Source organism: Pseudomonas batumici (genome assembly GCF_000820515.1).
Classification (GTDB): Bacteria; Pseudomonadota; Gammaproteobacteria; order Pseudomonadales; family Pseudomonadaceae; genus Aquipseudomonas; species Aquipseudomonas batumici.
On sequence record NZ_JXDG01000051.1, the window covers coordinates 1 to 16579 of the forward strand.

Annotated in this window: 10 protein-coding genes; 6 read left to right on the forward strand and 4 right to left on the reverse strand. The window is 64.2% G+C overall.

Going from position 1 to position 16579, the window contains the following annotated elements:
- On the reverse strand, positions 1-2888 hold a 2888-nt coding region (locus tag UCMB321_RS18985), incomplete at its 3' end, for a non-ribosomal peptide synthetase (protein WP_157016007.1).
- A gap of 246 nt (positions 2889-3134) precedes the next feature.
- Here UCMB321_RS18985 and UCMB321_RS18990 point away from each other — a divergent pair.
- From UCMB321_RS18990 to UCMB321_RS19000, 3 genes are all read left to right on the forward strand, one after another.
- On the forward strand, positions 3135-4139 hold the full coding sequence (locus UCMB321_RS18990) for a cupin-like domain-containing protein (RefSeq protein WP_040069801.1): 1005 nt from the start codon (positions 3135-3137) through the stop codon (positions 4137-4139).
- On the forward strand, positions 4136-5506 hold the full coding sequence (locus UCMB321_RS18995; RefSeq protein WP_040069803.1) for an MFS transporter: 1371 nt from the start codon (positions 4136-4138) through the stop codon (positions 5504-5506). The genes UCMB321_RS18990 and UCMB321_RS18995 overlap by 4 nt, the downstream gene beginning before the upstream one ends.
- Before the next feature lie 165 nt (positions 5507-5671).
- Complete coding sequence (locus UCMB321_RS19000) at positions 5672-6283, forward strand: aspartyl/asparaginyl beta-hydroxylase domain-containing protein (protein ID WP_040069805.1); 612 nt, start codon at positions 5672-5674, stop codon at positions 6281-6283.
- A 78-nt stretch (positions 6284-6361) separates the two neighbouring features.
- Here UCMB321_RS19000 and syrC read toward each other — a convergent pair whose 3' ends face one another.
- The 3 genes from syrC to UCMB321_RS19015 are packed head-to-tail and all read right to left on the reverse strand — an operon-like array spanning position 6362 to position 10646.
- Positions 6362-7573, reverse strand: a complete 1212-nt coding sequence (gene syrC / locus UCMB321_RS19005; RefSeq protein ID WP_040069816.1) for a syringomycin E biosynthesis aminoacyltransferase SyrC — start codon at positions 7571-7573, stop codon at positions 6362-6364.
- 56 nt (positions 7574-7629) lie between these two features.
- Positions 7630-8565, reverse strand: a complete 936-nt coding sequence (gene syrB2 / locus UCMB321_RS19010) for a syringomycin E biosynthesis L-threonyl-[L-threonyl-carrier protein] 4-chlorinase SyrB2 (RefSeq protein ID WP_040069807.1) — start codon at positions 8563-8565, stop codon at positions 7630-7632.
- 17 nt (positions 8566-8582) lie between these two features.
- Entirely contained in the window at positions 8583-10646 is a 2064-nt protein-coding gene (locus tag UCMB321_RS19015) for an amino acid adenylation domain-containing protein (protein ID WP_040069809.1), read from the reverse strand.
- A gap of 346 nt (positions 10647-10992) precedes the next feature.
- Here UCMB321_RS19015 and UCMB321_RS19020 point away from each other — a divergent pair, with 346 nt between their 5' ends.
- The 3 genes from UCMB321_RS19020 to UCMB321_RS19030 form a co-directional block, all read left to right on the forward strand.
- Positions 10993-12054, forward strand: a complete 1062-nt coding sequence (locus UCMB321_RS19020) for a TauD/TfdA family dioxygenase (protein ID WP_040069811.1) — start codon at positions 10993-10995, stop codon at positions 12052-12054.
- A gap of 76 nt (positions 12055-12130) precedes the next feature.
- On the forward strand, positions 12131-13837 hold the full coding sequence (locus UCMB321_RS19025) for a cyclic peptide export ABC transporter (protein WP_040069813.1): 1707 nt from the start codon (positions 12131-12133) through the stop codon (positions 13835-13837).
- A 139-nt stretch (positions 13838-13976) separates the two neighbouring features.
- Positions 13977-16579, forward strand: a 2603-nt coding sequence (locus tag UCMB321_RS19030; RefSeq protein WP_157016009.1) for a non-ribosomal peptide synthetase, incomplete at its 3' end; no start/stop codon positions are given.

The window sequence follows — 16579 nt, forward strand, 5'->3', positions numbered from 1 at the left end:
GTCAGCGGCAGGCTGTCCAGATGGACGAAGGCGCTGGGCACCATGTACTCGGGCAGGTGCTTGAGCAATTCGCTGCGCAGCTGTTCGGCGGAGGCCGGTTCGCCGCACAGATAGGCCACCAGACGCTTGCTGTCCGGCTGGCTCGGATCGTCCTCGCGGGCGATTACCACCACTTCGCGAACACCGGGGCACAGGGCCAGGGCGGCCTCGACTTCGCCGATCTCGATGCGCAGGCCGCGAATCTTCACCTGGAAGTCATTGCGTCCCAGGTATTCCAGGGCACCATTGGCCAGCCAGCGGCCGAGGTCGCCGGTCTTGTACAGGCGCGCCTGCGGCTCGCTGGAAAACGGGTCGGCGACAAAACGTTCGGCGCTCAGTTGTGGCTGGTTCAGGTAACCCCGGGCCACGCCGATGCCGCCGATATGCAGCTCCCCGGCCACGCCCAGCGGTTGTACCTGGCCCAGGGCATCCAGCACATGCATCTGGATATTGGCGATCGGGCGGCCGATCGGCACGCTTTCGCCCGGGTCGCCGGGACGGCACTGCCAGACGGTGACGTCGATGGCCGCTTCGGTCGGGCCATAGAGGTTATGCAGTTCGACCCCGGCCAGTTGTTGTTCGAAGCGCCGTTGCAGGCCGCGGGGCAGGGCCTCGCCGCTGCACAGCACCCGACGCAGCGCGGGGAAGTCGCGGGCATCGCGGTGTTCGAGGAACAGGTCGAGCATCGACGGTACGAAGTGCAGCAGGGTGATGCCGCTGTCGCGCATCACCCGGGCCAGGTAGTCGGGCTCCTGGTGACCGCCCGGGCGGGCCATGACCAGCTCGGCACCGGCGAGCAGTGGCAGGAAGAACTCCCAGACCGACACGTCGAAACCGAACGGGGTCTTTTGCAAGACACAATCGCTGGCGTCGACGGCGTATTCGTCGCGGGCCCAGAGCAGGCGGTTGACCACGCCCAGGTGTTCGTTCATCACCCCTTTCGGTGTGCCGGTGGAGCCCGAGGTGTAGAGCACATAGGCCAGGTGGCTCGGCAGCAGGCCGAGGGCCCGGGTGTCCGGGTTGTGGGTGGGTTGCGCGGCCAGTTGCGCGCTGTCGTCGGTGTCGTCGAGCAGCAGTACCGGCACGTTCGACGGTGGCAGACCGTCCAGTAGCGCCAGGCCGGTGAGCACGGCACGCGGTGAACTGTCGCCGAGCATATAGGCTTGGCGGGCACTCGGCAGGTCCGGATCGATCGGCACATAGGCACCGCCGGCCTTGAGAATCCCCAGCAGTGCGACGACCATTTCCGGGCCACGGCGCAGACTCACGGCGACCCGGGCATCGGGTTCCACGCCCAGCGCGATGAGGCGGTGGGCGAGTTGGTTGGCCCGGCGATTGAGTTGCGCGTAGCTGAGCAACGGCCCGCTATCGCCGCTGACGGCGCAGGCGTCCGGGCGCTGGGCTGCCTGTTGTTCGATCAACTGGTGGATCAGCACATCGCGGGGATAGTCGCGGGCAGTGGCGTTGAACTCGACCTGTAGACGCCGGCGTTCGTCCGCGGCCATCAGCGGGAAGTGCGCCACGGCGGTGTCATGCTGCTCCAGCACGGCTTCGAGCATGGCGAAGATGCGTTGTTGCAGGCGCTGGGCTTCTTCGAGGCTGTAATAGGCGGTGTTGAAGTTGAAATCCAGGTGCACATCTTCGTACGGGTGGTAATCACGGACGAAGATCGCCATGGGCGTCTGCTCGTAGCCGTTGTCCATGGTGATGACCCGCGACGAGGTACCGCCGAACTGATCGTCGCCGTCCAGGCTTTCGAACGACAGCGAGACGTCGAACAGTTGCCGCCGCCCGGTCTGTGCCAGGCGCAGGGTGCGGTTGAGCTCGGCGATGGGGAACCGCTGGTGGCGATAGCAGCGGCGCAGTTGGCCGCCGGCGGCGTTCATCAGGTCCAGCAGCGAGCCCTGCGGATCCACCGCCAGGCGAATCGGACTGACCGAGGAAAACATCCCGGCGGTGGCCTTCTGGCGGGCGGTGGTGCGGTTGTGCACGGGCATGCCGATGACGATCTCATCGACCCCCACGGTGCGGCAGAAATAGGTGCTGACCACGCTGATCAGCACATGGGCCACCGACAGGCCGCGCTCGCTGGCGAACTGCGTCAGGGCGTTGTACAGGGCACGCGGCAACATGGCCTGGACCTGTTCGCTGGGGGCCAGTTCGTTGGCCTTGCCGGCCTTGAAGTCGGCCCGGCGTTGCAGCAGCGACGGCGGCAGTTGCGCGTAGGTTTCCTGCCAGAACTGGCGGTCGCGCTCGTAGCGCGAGGACTGCAGGTAGGCCCGGTCTTCCTCGAGGAACGACAGGTAGGAGTGACCTTCGGCGACCTCCTCGTTGCCGGCCAGCAGGCCGTTGTAGGCGGCGCCCACGGCATGGCCGATCAGCGCCACGCCGATACCGTCGGTGACCAGGTGGTGGTAGCGGTTGAGCCAGTAATGCCGCTGCGGTCCGCAACGCACCAGGCGCGCTTCCCAGAGTTGTCCGGTGAGTGATTCGAAGGGTTGGCGGAAGGCTTCGCGCAGGTACGCCATGGCCAGTCCGGCATCGTCGTCAGCCTCGGAAAACTCCACCACCTCGAGCTTGACCTTGACCTCGGGCAGGACCCGCTGGCGACCGATGCCACCTTCGTGGCTGAAGCTCAGGCGCAGGGTGTCATTGCGGTTGGCGACCATCTCGATGGCCTTCTCGAACAACGGGATATCGATCTCGCCCTTGATCTCCAGGGACATGCCGATGTTGTAGTAGGGCAGGTCCGGGTGTGCGATCTGATCGAGCCAGATGCCCTGCTGGACCGAGGCCAGTTCGTGGGACGCGCAGGCTTGCGCGGACAGCTTGTCGGTCGACGAATCCATTTCGGAGCACCTGTTTGCAGAATCAGTGGGTTCGTCTCCGATCGAAGGGCAGCGGGGCGCAAGGGCTGGACGACTGCCAGTCGGCGGGACGAAGGAAAAGCGTGGGAAAAAACTAGAGCATCCACCGGGCGGTGTCTGTCATGGGAAGCAGGGACAACCACGCGGGACGGGCCACCGGTGCGCTTGGGAACGCGCGCGCGAGTCTGTTATATCAACGGCCCTGAGTGTTCTTGCGAGGGTCGCACAATGTCATTGATCGCCGAAGTGGATCGCCCTGAGTCGAAGTTCTGGAGCCTGTCGCGTTTTCCCAATCATCCCCAGGCGGGTCCCGTCGAAGTGATCGATGCGTTGAGCATTTCCAGGGAGGAGTTCACCCGCCGCTACGTCAATCACAACCGTCCATGCCTGGTGAAAAATGCCGTGCGCCACTGGCCGGCGTTCCAGAAGTGGCAGCGGCTGGATTACTTCAAGACGCATTCGCGCAACAACCCGGTGGTGGTGCGTTCGAAGATCGTCTCGGAGGTCATCGGCTGGTCCAAGCCCGAGGTCAAGGCGGCGTTGACCGAGTACGCGAACACGGTCTACCGGGAAATGCCGTTCCACGAATTTCTCGACGGCCTGGGCAACGGGCACGACCCCCTGGTGGCCGACAGTTGCCGTTTTTCCGAAGGCTCGGCCATCGAGCAGATGAAGGATGACGTCGGCGGCCTGCCATTCATGCCGCAGCTGTCCAAGTCCCGGCACTATCCGCCCCATCGCAGTTTCCTCTACCGCAACTCCTACACCGACTGGCATTTCCATGTCGTCGACGAGACCTTCATGGCCCAGGTGGTGGGCGCCAAGGAGGTCCTGCTGCTGCCGCCCGACGAGACCAGCTGGCGGGCGCTGCGCCCGGTGATCGAAGAGGCGGGCTACCTGTACGACATCGACACCCGGCGCTTCCCTGGCACCCGCGATTTGCGGGCGCTGCGCACGGTGGTGGAGCCGGGCGATGCGCTGTACATCCCGGTGTACTGGTGGCACGCGGTGCAATCCATGGACGACGCGTTCGGCGCCACCGTTGCGGCGACGTTCCCGACGCCCTTGCATGTCAGTGGCGATATCCGCTCGCCCATCGCCAGGCGGGTGCTGCGCACCTATCTGTTTTCCCGTTTGGCGCCGCTGGTGCTGGGCGCGGTGGCCTACTCCCTGGCCTGGCGCCTGGCGCAGAAGGTGAGCGGTCTGTTCACGCTCCGCGATGTGCGCCCATGAGCCGCAAGCACCGTCAGCCATCCTTCGACCTGGGGCGAAGTTTCTATTTCCTGTGGTGCGGCGAGTCCCTGGCGATCGTCGGCACAGCGTTGATGGAGTTCGCCCTGGGGGTCTGGGTCTATTCCCACACCGGCTCGGCGCTGGCCTTCGCCAACGTGGTGCTGGCGGCGACCTTGCCGGCGGTGGTGTTCCTGCCGCTGGCCGGCGGGCTGGCCGACCGGGTCAGTCATCGGTTGATCATCGTCTGTTGCGACGTGAGCCTGGCGCTGTTGCTCTTCGGGGTCATGGGCCTGCTCTGGTTCGATCGCTTGGAACCGCTGCACCTGTATCTCTTCAACTGCCTGGCCTCGATCGTCTCGGCCTTTCGCAAGCCGGCCTACCAGGCGGCCGTCAACTCGATTGTCGCCCCCGAGAAGTTCACCCGCGCCTCAGGCCTGATGGGCATCAGCAAGAACGCTTCGGCGCTGGTCGCGCCACTGCTGGCGGGGGCGATCATGGCCCGCGCGGGGCTGGTGACCATCCTGGCGGTGGACCTGATCACCTTCTGTTCCGGCACCTTGCTGGTGATCAAGGCCTTTGCCCATGTGCGGCGCTCGTCCGGGCGGCACGACGGCCCCGGCAAGGCTTCGGTGCTGCGCGGCGCGCTGGACAACGTCGCCGGCGCACTGAAGTTCTTCGCGGCCAGCCACCTGATGGCCGGCCTGTTGGTCTACACCATGCTGCGCAGTGCGCTGTTGTCATTGGCGACCTTGATGATGACGCCCTTGCTGCTGTCGACCTTGGGCAGCCAGACCCTGGGCATGGCCTACACCTGGGCGGCCCTGGGCGGGCTCGCCGGTGCCGGGGTGCTGATCTCCATGGGCAATCCGCGCCGATTGATGGCGTTGGTGGCGGTGGCGGACCTGCTGTTGGCGCTGTGTGTCATCGCCCTGGGCGTGGTCTCGCACGCCGTGGCCTACTGCGCGCTGGCCTTTGTCGCGATCACCGCGGCGAGCGTGGCCGATGCCAGCGTGAACTCGCTGTGGATGCGCAAGATCCCCGGCGGCAACCGCGCCAGTGTCTTTGCGCTGATCAGCATGCTGACGATTGCCACCACGAGCCTGTCGATCTTTGTCGGTGGCCTGTTGGTGGACCACTGGTTCCAGCCGGCGCTGGTGCCCGGCGGGGCCTATGCCGAGTCGATCGGGCACTGGCTCGGGGTCGGCCCGGGACGCGGTGTGGGGATGCTCTTCGTGGTGGCCGGTGCCTGCTTCGCGCTGCTGGCCCTGAGTGTCCTGTGCTATGGACCGATGCGCCGCCTGGAGGGTGCGCAGTCCGAGGCGGCATCCCCTCGCACGGGCGATACCGCGCAGGTCGAGGCCCTGTGAAAGCGCCTTGGGCGCCGTGTGGTCGGCCTGTTGTACCGGATTCCCGTGACAGACAGGCCCCGGCCGCTGGGTCAACCTTTCCAGGCTCCCGCGCAGCGTCCCGGATCCGACAGGACTGCGCCCGCACCGCTATCCGAGCCGACCACAATCGATAAAGGAGGACCTATGCGTCCGTCGTTTTATGACCCCAGCCGCTTCCCCAAGCTTCAGCACCTTGCCGATAACTGGGAAGTGATTCGTGAAGAGTTTCTCGCCCTCGATGCACCGACCCTGACCATCAACCGCGTGGGCAAGTCGATCACCGAGATCGTCGATGAAGTGACCGAGCACATGGAGGCTGGCGGCGAATATGGCTGGCTCTGGGGCTGGGGCGACGACATGGACGTCATGCCCGAGTGGACCCAGTACGGCCTGGTGGCCTATGACAAGCCGATCCCCTATGCCCAGGCCGCCATGCCGGGGACCATCGAACTGTTGAAGCAGATTCCCGGGATCAAGCTCTGTGCCCTGCTGCGCATGGAACCCAACGTGTTCCTCGGCACCCATTCCCATACCGGCACCTGGGAGGAGGGCCTGTTGCACATGCAACTGACCATCGACGCCCCGACCACCCAGAACTATGCCTACCTCAACGTCAACGGCAGCTTCAACCAGAGCACCAACGGCAACCTGGTGATCTTCGACGGTTCGCTCGATCACTTCGCGCTCAATGCCTCGCGCGCACACCGCACCGTGTTGTACCTCGAGTTCCATCGCGAAAAACACATGGTTGCCTGATAGCGGGCAGGGCGGTTCGAGTGATCGGACCGCTTTTATGACGTGGGGGGCATAGGCCCCCTTTTTGCTGGGAGACGGTCAGGCGACAGCGGGCTGGAGGGTCGCTTCGAGGAAGCGGAAGGCGGTCTGTTTCGAGTACTGCGTGGAGGCGAAGAACGCCAGGTGGCTGCCGTCCTGTTCCACGTGCAGCACGGCATCGTCGATCGACGCGGCGATATAGCGTGAGCCGCCAATATGCGTGGTCTCATCGGCATCGCCGGCGACCACCAGGGTCGGCACGGTGATGTTTGCCAGCCGCGACGCCAGCTCGGTCTTGTTCAGGGCATCGTTCAGTCGCGCATAGCGATAGAACAGCTCCGGGTTGACGTAGGGGTAGAGCACCACGTGGGCAATCGGCTCCGGCGTGGTGGCCAGCGTCGCCTGGTCGAGGAACATCGCCTGCAGGTCGCTGGCTTCGTGGCGGTCATAGGCCGCGGCTTCCATCAGCCATTCGAAGTTCTGCTGATGCGCGGTGCGCAGGTCGTTGTCGCCCAGGTTGTAGTCGCCGTGCCACAGGCTCAGGGAGTTGACCCGGTTGCCGTGGGCGGCGGCGGCGCTGAGGGCGATCACCGCGCCGCCGCAGATGCCCATCAGGTGCGCCGTCGACAGCTGGTAGTGATTCATCACGCTGATCAGGTCGGCGACCTGGGCCTCGGTGTCCACCGCGACCTGGTCGAAGGCCGCACAGGAGCCGAACAACCCGCGGGTCTCCCAGGTCACCACGAAGAAGCGCTCGCTCAGGGCGTTGAACCAGTCGCGGCAGAGGTCGAAGGGCATGCCGCAGGGCAGGGCCAGGACAATCGCCGGGCGCTCCCGGTCGATGCTGGCGTGCACCGACAGGGAGACGTTGTCGCGGGTGGTCAGGTGCAGTGTCTCGACCTCCGGCACGGCACCGCTGAAATCGAAATGCTTGAGCAGCCGCCCGAACGCCTTGGCCTCTTCGGCATCGTCGAAGTGGTCGTAGCGGTAATCGAGCGCCTGGCAGATTTTCCGGCTGATAAAGAATTCGAAGGACGACAGTTGCGCCTCGCCACCGTGCAGGTACTGCACGGCGCGCACGCCGATCCGCGCGAAGGCGGCATTGATCGCCCGCTCCGTGGCTCGCACGCTGGGCGAGGCCTGCTCGGGGAGCGGGTCATCGCCCTGGGCGAGAAAGCTCAGGCAGACGGGGTCGGGCAGATGGATGGCAAGGTGCCTAAGCATCCTCACGGTCTCGCACAGACGCATCGCGGCGTCGGTGGAAATAGTCATGGATTTCAACTCCAGCAGGCACATCGCCAGGCCAACTGTCGCCTGGCATGTGTAGGTCAGACCGCTTCGAATTTCTTGCCGCGGGTGGTATGGGTCACGAGGCGGTTGTAGTCCGGTGTCTTGTCACCGATTACCTGTACCGCGCCGTATTTCTCCAGGCTGATGCGACCGCCGTACTCCTCGATATGCTCGGAGTCCGGGTAGATCTTCACGAACGACGGCACATAGCGCGAGGCGAAGCCCATGCGCATCTCCTGGGATTCGCCGCTGTGGGGGTAGGAGGCGTGCATCAGGGTCGACCAGAAAATGATGAACTGGCCGGCTTTCATCTGCATCGGCACGGCGGCGGATTCGTCGGGCTTCCAGTTTTCGTCGATTTGCAACTGGCGATAGTCATAGCCGAAGAAGCCGCGTCGCACGCCGTCCTTGACCACCGAGCTGTTGTTGGCTTCGGGGTCGTAGCTCATGCGCTTGGTTTCGTCGTAGTTCATGCTGTTCTGGGTGCCCGGGATGAACTGCAGGCAACCATTGGCGATGTTGGCGTCGGTGAACGCGGTCCAGACGGTGATGGTGCCGCCGAAGTCCTCGTTTTCCGGCCAGAGGATCTGCGGTTTGCCGGAGGCGTTGGCAAAGGTGTCGGCCTGGTGCCAGTCGGTGCCTTCATCACCCGGGTATTTGGGGAAGAACTCGGTGCGCCAGCACAGTACATCCGGGCCGAGGATGCTTTCGACGCGATCGCAGATCTGCGCACGGCAGATATGGTTGGCGAGGAAGTCGTCATCCAGGTGGCGGTCGTAGTTGGCGATGTTGGTGCCGGCGGAGATGGCGTCCAGGTCCTGGTAAGCCGCGGCGCTACGGTCGAGCAGGCGCAGGCGGGTACGTTTCCAGGTTTCCTGCATTTCTTCCGGCGAATAGGCATCGAACGGGCCGATAAAACCATTCTTTTCGAAGGAGGCGCGTTCTTCCGGGGTCAAGGCGAATTTTTTGCTCATGGGCTTTTCCTTTTCGGTCAATGGGCTTGAACAAGCGTGCGGGAGATGTGCTCGGCCAGGGCCTTGGCAGTCGCGCCGTTGGCCAGGACACCCGGGTCGAGGTTGATCTGGTAGTGGGCCTTGAGCTTGCCCAGGGAACGGATCAGGGCCAGGGAGGTGCCGCCGAAGTCGAAGAAATCATCGTTCAGGCCGATGTTCTTCAGACCCAGGTCTTCACTCCACACCTTGAGCACGAACTGCTGCGGAGCCAGCGTGCGGGAGATGTGCTCGGCCAGGACCTTGGCGGTCGCGCCGTTCGCCAGGACACCCGGGTCGAGATTGATCTGGTAGTGAGCCTTGAGCTTGCCCAGGGAGCGGATCAGGGCCAGGGAGGTGCCGCCGAAATCGAAGAAGTCGTCATTCAGGCCGATGTTCTTCAGGCCCAGGTCTTCACCCCACACCTTGAGCACGAACTGCTCCGGCTCGCTGACCCCCTGGGTGCCGGTCGCATGGGACGGGGTGACGCCGGTGGTCGGCGAGGGCAGTTGTTTCTTGTCGATCTTGCCGTGGGCAGTCACCGGCAGTTGCGTCAGTGCCAGGTAGGCCGAGGGACGCATGTAGTCCGGCAGGCTGGTGGCCGCCAGGGCGGCGACTTCGCCACGGGTCTGCTCGGTCCAGGCGCCGAGACCCTGGGTCGGGACCACATAGGCCACCAGGCGCAGGTCGCCGTCGCCGTAGTCGTGTGCGGCGACATGGGCGGCGGCCACGCTCGGGCTGGTTTGCAGGCAGGCTTCGATCTCGCCCGGCTCGATGCGGAAACCGCTGATCTTCAGTTGTTCGTCACAACGGCCGGCATAGCGGTACTCACCGTCAGGGTCCAGGACCAGCAGGTCGCCGGTGCGGTAGGTGCGGATCGAGGTGCCGGGCAGTTGGATGAAACGTTCGGCGTTGAGCGCGGTACGGTTCAGGTAACCCTGGGCCACGCCGGCCCCTTCGATGTACAGCTCGCCGGCCGTGCCTTGGGGGACAGGCGTCTGGTTGCTGTCGAGCAGGTGCAGGCGCCAGCCATCCAGCGGCTTGCCGACGGAGACCGTCGCGGTGTTTTCCAGGTCTTGGCCCAGTACGCGCTTGAAGGTGCTGTGCACCGTGGCTTCGGTAATCCCGTACATGTTGATCAGTGCCGGCTTCTGGTCGCCATGGCGCTCGACCCACGGACGCAGCACGGTAGCCGGCAGCGCTTCGCCACCGAAGACCACGTAGCGCAAGGCCAGGGGCGCGGTGGCGCCGCGGTCGGCCTCGTCGAGGCCGCGGAAAGCCGACGGGGTCTGGCTGAGCACCGTCACGCGCTGGTCGGACAGCCATTGGCGCAGGGCGACGGGAGAGCGGGAGACCTCATACGGAACCACGGCCACCTGGCCGCCGTGGGCCAGGGCACCCCAGATTTCCCAGACCGAAAAGTCGAAACCGATGGAGTGGAACATCGACCAGATGTCCTGGGCGTTGAAGCCGTAGTTGCGTTGCGTGCTTTCCAGCAGCCGGCTGACGTTGCCGTGGGCGACCTGTACGCCCTTGGGTTCACCGGTGGAACCGGAGGTGTAGATGACGTAGGCGGTGGCCTGGTCCGGGTCGCGACGGCTGCCATCTACGCTCAGTTCCAGCTCCGGCGCGGACAGCAACTGGTCGAGGGCCAGCACGCGCAGGGAAGGGCTCTTCGGCAGGTTCGCGGCATCGCCGATCACCAGGCCCAGGCCGCTGTCGCGGACGATGTGCTCGACGCGTTTGCCCGGGTACTGCGGGTCGACCGGGACATAGGCGCCACCGGCCTTGAGGATGCCCAGCAGGCTGATGACCAGATCGACGCTGCGCGGCAGGTACATGCCCACCCGTAGACCATCCTTGACGCCTTCATGGCGCAGGCGCGCCGCCAGCTTCGACGACAGCGCGTCGAGCTGGGCATAGCTCAATGTCCGAGTGGCGTCGGACACCGCCGTTCGCTCGGGAAATTCACGCGCCCGGGCACTGAATATCTCATGCAGGAAGGCACCGGGCGTGAGAGGGGCTGGCGCGGTGTGGACCGAATCGCCAGTGTTCTTGATCGGCATGACTAACGCTCCTGTGTAATAACCAGATGCAACGCATTTTTGCCGTGGCCAAATGCGCTGCACTCGAGACATCCCTGCGGCCTGGAGGATCCATTCGAAGAGCCGGCACGATCCGCAGTTGCCGCATTTCAGCATTGGCAGGTCGCCTGCGTCTGTCGCGGGAAATGGGGACAAAAGCGTGACCCGGCCTATCAGGACGGATCGGCGGACCATGCAGCCGCTGTCCCGGTTTGCGGTGACAGACAGCCCCCCGCCATCGGTGTTTTTATCCTTGCGCGGCGGCGGAGCGGGTTGGTCTGGCCCCGTACAACGTGGATGTGAGGGGCTGTGGTCCAGGAGTTTTTTCATGAGTCTTCAAGCTAACGCTGCGCCTGTTTTCACTGATGAACAGCGCGCGGATTCGCCGACTTGGCCAGGCCAGGCCGCTGATCCGTCGGTGCGGTTGTCCTTTCTGGCCGCGGGCATGAGCCTGCCGGTGGTGATCGAACCGACCGTGGCCGGTGTCGATCCGGTGCTGTGGGCCGCCACGCAACGCGAGGCGATCGAGGCATTGCTGTGCCGTCACGGCGCGGTGCTGTTTCGTGGCTTCGACCTGGCTTCGGTCGCGGCCTTCGAAGCCTTTGCCGAGGCACTGTCGCCCGGCCTGCATGGCAGTTATGGCGACCTGCCGAAGAAGGAAGGCGGGCGCAATGTCTATCGCTCCACGCCTTATCCCGAGCGCGAGATGATCCTGTATCACAACGAGAGCTCGCACCTGGAAAGCTGGCCGCGCAAGCAGTGGTTCTTCTGCGAGCAGCCGTCGCGGGTCGGTGGCGCGACGCCGCTGGCGGACATCCGCCAGGTGCTCCAGCGCCTGCCCGCCGAGGTGGTCGCGCGCTTCGAGAGCAAGGGGCTGATGTACAGCCGCACCTTTACCGCCGGCGTCGAGCCGGGTTGGGAGTCGTTCTTCGGTACGACTGAACGCAGCGTTGTCGAACAGCGTTGCCGCGAACAGGGCACCGACTTCGAATGGCTCGACAGCGAGACCTTGCAGATTCGCACCCAGTGCCCGGCGGTGATCAGCCATCCGTTCACCGGTGAACGTTGCTTCTTCAACCAGGTGCAACTGCACCACCCGTTCTGCCTGGGCGAGGAAATGCGCGAGGACCTGCTGGACATGTTCGGCGCTGATCGCCTGCCACGACTGGTCAGCTACGGCGACGGCTCGGAAATCGAAGACTCGGTCATGACCCTGATCGGCGAAGCCTACGAGGCCTGTGCGGTGCGCTTCGACTGGCGCAAGGGTGATGTGGTGATGCTCGACAACATGCTCGCCGCCCATGCTCGTGATCCCTATGAAGAACCCCGTCTGATTGTCGTCGCCATGGGTGAAATGACGGCCCGGGACGACGTTTGGCAACCGACCTGAGTGATCGCCATCGGGTGACCCAGGACTTTCAACGACCGGCCGCAGCGCGGGCTAATGCATTCAAGGACAGCAACCAATGAAAAACGAGCAAGAGAAGAAGGCCAAACCTGGCTCGGTCATGCGTCTGCTGTGGCGCAACCATCCCTGGCTGACGCTGATGACCCTGTTGACCGGGATCATCAGCGGGGTGGCGTCCATCGCGGTGATCAAGGTGATCAACCAGGCGATTCATGAGGAAGGCTTCCAGCTGCAGTCGTTGTACTGGTTCGTCGGCCTGAGTGCGGTGGCGCTGTTGTTCCGCAACGGTGCCGCGTTGTTTCCGGCCTACGCCAGCATGCGCATCATGACCCGCCTGCGGATTGCCCTGTGCCGCAAGATCCTCGCCACGCCCCTGGAAGAAGTCGACCGCCGGGGGGCGCCCAATGTCCTGACCATGCTGACCAGCGATATTCCGCAACTCAACAGCACCCTGGTGATCATGCCGTCGGTGCTGGTGGAGCTGTCGGTGCTCCTGTTCGGCATCGCCTACCTGGCCTACCTGTCCTGGGTGGTGTTCGCGGTGACCGTCGGCCTGATGGTGTTGGGGGTTGCGCTGTACCTGTTCTTTTTCCTGGGCGGTATCTCCTTCTCGAACAAAGTGCGTGACGAATTCACCTCGTTCAACGAATACACCCACGCCCTGGTGTTCGGTCTCAAGGAACTCAAGCTCAACGGTATCCGGCGCCGCTGGTTCAGCCGCTCGGCGATCCAGGAATCCTCGACCCAGGTGGCGCGCTACAACTTTATCGAGCGGCTCTGGTACACCGCCGCCGACAACGTCGGCCAGCTGACCTTGTCGTTGCTGATCGGTTGCCTGCTGTTCGTCGCGCCCATGCTTGGGGTGATCGATACCCAAACCATGACCGCCAGCGTGCTGGTGGTGTTGTACATCATGGGCCCGCTGTCGCTGCTGATCGGCGCCATGCCGTTGCTGGCCCAGGGCCGTATCGCCGGCGGTCGCCTGGCGGATTTCGGTTTCTCCATCAACGACCCGCACCCGGAGCCGGAAGCCCTCGCCAGCGAATCCGGCAATGTGCTGCTCCTGGATCACAAGAAGTCCTGGGACAGCATCCAGTTGCGCGACGTGCACATGAACTATCAGGACCCGCTCACCGGTTCCGGGTTTGGCCTGGGGCCCATCGACCTGACGGTGCGTGCCGGCGAGCTGATCTACATCGTCGGTGGCAACGGCTGCGGCAAGAGCACCCTGGCCAAGGTCATCTGTGGCCTGTACATCCCGCAGGGCGGGCAGTTGCTGCTCGACGACACGCTGATCACCGAGGAGTCGCGCAGCGACTACCGTGACCTGTTCTCTGCGGTGTTCTCCGACTTCCATCTGTTCAACCGGCTGATCGGTCCCGATGAAGAAGAGGACGCCAGCACCGAACTGGCGCAGAAATACCTGGAGACCCTGGGCCTGGAAGACAAGATCAAGATCGAGGGGCTCGGTTACTCCACCACCAAGGCCTTGTCCTACGGCCAGCAGAAACGCCTGGCGCTGGTCTGCGCCTACATGGAAGACCGGCCGATCTACCTGCTCGACGAATGGGCCGCCGACCAGGACCCGCCGTTCAAGCGCTTCTTCTACGAGGAGCTGCTGCCGGACCTCAAGCGTCGCGGCAAGACCGTGCTGATCATCACTCACGATGACCAGTACTTCCAGTTGGCCGACCGCATCATCAAGTTGGTGGACGGGAAGATCGTCTCCGACGTGAATTGTGCGGTGCAGGGCAAGCGCGCCTGATTTCCAGCGCTGTTTAACTTTTCCAGGGACGACCCTTCGCCACGCCGGGCGAAGTCGGTCGGCCCCAGGACTCGACTCAACTTCCAGCTGTCGCCGCCTTTTTGTCGTGGCGAGGCTGATCCTTTGCGAGAAGAAATGTATGGCATTTGCCCTGACCGCTGCCCAACGCAATATCTGGCTGGACCAGATGACCCAGGGCGACTCGCCGTTGTACAACATCGGGGGCTACCTGGAGATCGAGGGGCACCTCGATCCCGAGGTGTTCCAGCGGGCCGTTGACCTGTTGATCGAAAAGCACGATGCCCTGCGCATGGTCTTGCTCGACGAACGTGACGAGGCGGGCGTACCGCTGCAGACCTTCGCCGCGACACTGCCGGTGTGGGTGGCGCCGCTTGACCTGCAGGGGCAGGCGGATCCGCACCAGGTCGCCGTGGACTGGATGCAACGCCAGTTCGAACGCGCGTTCAAGCTCGATGGCGGCCCACTGTTCCGTTTCCATCTGCTCAAGCTCGAGGCACAGCGCTTCTATTTTGCCGTGCATGCCCACCACATCGTGCTTGACGGCTGGGGCATCGATGAGCTTTTTGCCTCCCTCAGCCAGATCTACAACGCCTTGCACGATCAGCGCACGCCCGATTTGTCGGCGCCATCCTATGTCGACTTTATCCAGGACGACCGCGCCTACCGGCAATCAGCGCGTTTCCTGCGGGACCAGGCCTACTGGTTGGAAAAGTACCGCGACATCCCCGAACCCCTGCTGCTCCCGCGCTACCGCCAGGCCCAGGGCGACGGCCCGAGCCGCAGCGGCCATAGCGTAAGCGGTTTTTCCCGGGACCTTGAGAATCGCCTCGACGACTTGTCCCAGGAGCTGCAGGCTTCGCGTTTTCATGTCCTGCTCGCGGCGCTGTATATCTGTTTCACCCGGACCCACCAGCGCGATGAGTTGGTGATCGGCCTGCCGATCCTCAACCGCTCCAATGCCGGCTTCAAGAAGACCCTCGGGTTGTTCGCCCAGCTCAGCGTGCTGCGCCTGCAGTTTCCTGCCGAGCTGCCGTTTGCCGAGTTGGTGCAAGGCATCGCCCGCGCCGTCAAGCGCGATTACCGCAGTCAGCGTTTCCCGGTCAGCGATCTCAACCGTTTGCTGGAGTTGCGCCGCGCCGATCGCGCGCAACTGTTCGACCTGACGTTTTCCTACGAACAACACCATCATCTGCTCCGTTTCGGGCAGGCGACGGTCCGTACGGTGAAGTGCTCGAACAATCACGAACAGACGCCGCTGGCCATCCATCTGCGGACCAATGTCCACGATGATGAAGCCCAGTTGCACTACATCTACAACGAGGCATATTTCCAGGCGGACGAGATCCAGGCCATGGCCGAGCGTCTGCACCACGTGCTGGAGCAGGGGCTGGCGGATGCACGCTTGCCGATTCGCGGTTTCTCTCTGCCCACCGCCGCCGAAACCCTGCAGTTGCAGGCATGGAATGCCGGCCAGCAGGCGTTCGCCAAGGATCACACTATCCACCAGCAGTTCGAGGCGCGTGCCGCCGAGCGGCCAGAGGCCGTGGCGCTGGTGTATCAGGATGAAAGCCTGAGCTACGGCGAACTCAACGCCCGGGCCAACCAGGTGGCCCATCGCCTGCTGGCCCTGGGCGTACGCCCGGACGATCGGGTGGCGATCTGCGTCGAGCGCGGCCCGGCGATGATCATCGGCCTGCTGGGCATCCTCAAGTCCGGCGCCGGCTACGTGCCGCTGGACCCGGCCTATCCCCGTGAGCGCCTGGCCTACACCCTCGGCGACAGCGCCCCGGTGGCGTTGCTCAGCCAGCAGGCGGTGCAGGAAGCCTTGCCGGCGGTGCAGGTGCCGGTCATCAATCTCGACGATGCGGATCTGCAGGACGAATCCGTGCGTAATCCGCAGGTGCCGGGGCTGACGGCCGCGCATCTGGCCTATGTGATCTACACCTCCGGTTCCACCGGCTTGCCCAAGGGCGTGATGGTTGAGCATCGCAACGTTGCACGGTTGTTCTCGGCGACCGAGGACTGGTTCGGCTTCGGCGAGCAGGACGTCTGGGCGCTGTTCCACTCGTTCGCCTTCGACTTCTCGGTCTGGGAAATCTGGGGGGCGCTGCTGCATGGCGGTCGCTTGCTGATCGTGCCGCAACTGGTCAGCCGTTCGCCTGAGGATTGCTACAAGCTGCTGTGCAGTGCCGGGGTCACGGTCCTCAACCAGACCCCGAGCGCATTCCGGCAACTGATTGCGGCCCAGGGCGAAAACGGCCAGCCGCACTCTCTGCGCCAGGTGATTTTCGGCGGTGAAGCGCTGGACACGGCGATGCTCAAGCCCTGGTACGCCCGGGACCTGAACGCCGCTACACAGCTTGTAAACATGTACGGCATCACCGAGACCACGGTGCATGTGACCTATTACCCGTTGCAGGCCGAAGATGCCCAACGCCTGGGTGCCAGCCCGATCGGCAAGCGTATTCCCGACCTGCAACTCTATGTGCTCGACGACCGTCGCAAGCCGGTACCGGTGGGTGTGGTCGGTGAACTCTATGTCGGTGGTGCCGGGGTTGCCCGGGGCTACCTGAACCGCGCCGAACTGAGTGCAGAGCGTTTCCTCGACAACCCGTTCAGCGCCGAGGCGAATGCCCGCATGTATCGCACCGGTGACCTCGGTCGCTGGTTGGCCGACGGCAGCCTGGAATACCTGGGTCGCAACGACGAACAAGTGAAGAT

Coding starts and splice junctions, on each gene's coding strand:
- UCMB321_RS19015 (WP_040069809.1), bottom strand. CDS start 10,646: ATGCCGATCAAGAACACTGGCGATTCGGTCCACACCGCGCCAGCCCCT.
- UCMB321_RS18990 (WP_040069801.1), top strand. CDS start 3,135: ATGTCATTGATCGCCGAAGTGGATCGCCCTGAGTCGAAGTTCTGGAGC.
- UCMB321_RS19020 (WP_040069811.1), top strand. CDS start 10,993: ATGAGTCTTCAAGCTAACGCTGCGCCTGTTTTCACTGATGAACAGCGC.
- UCMB321_RS18995 (WP_040069803.1), top strand. CDS start 4,136: ATGAGCCGCAAGCACCGTCAGCCATCCTTCGACCTGGGGCGAAGTTTC.
- syrC (WP_040069816.1), bottom strand. CDS start 7,573: ATGACTATTTCCACCGACGCCGCGATGCGTCTGTGCGAGACCGTGAGG.
- UCMB321_RS19000 (WP_040069805.1), top strand. CDS start 5,672: ATGCGTCCGTCGTTTTATGACCCCAGCCGCTTCCCCAAGCTTCAGCAC.
- syrB2 (WP_040069807.1), bottom strand. CDS start 8,565: ATGAGCAAAAAATTCGCCTTGACCCCGGAAGAACGCGCCTCCTTCGAA.
- UCMB321_RS19025 (WP_040069813.1), top strand. CDS start 12,131: ATGAAAAACGAGCAAGAGAAGAAGGCCAAACCTGGCTCGGTCATGCGT.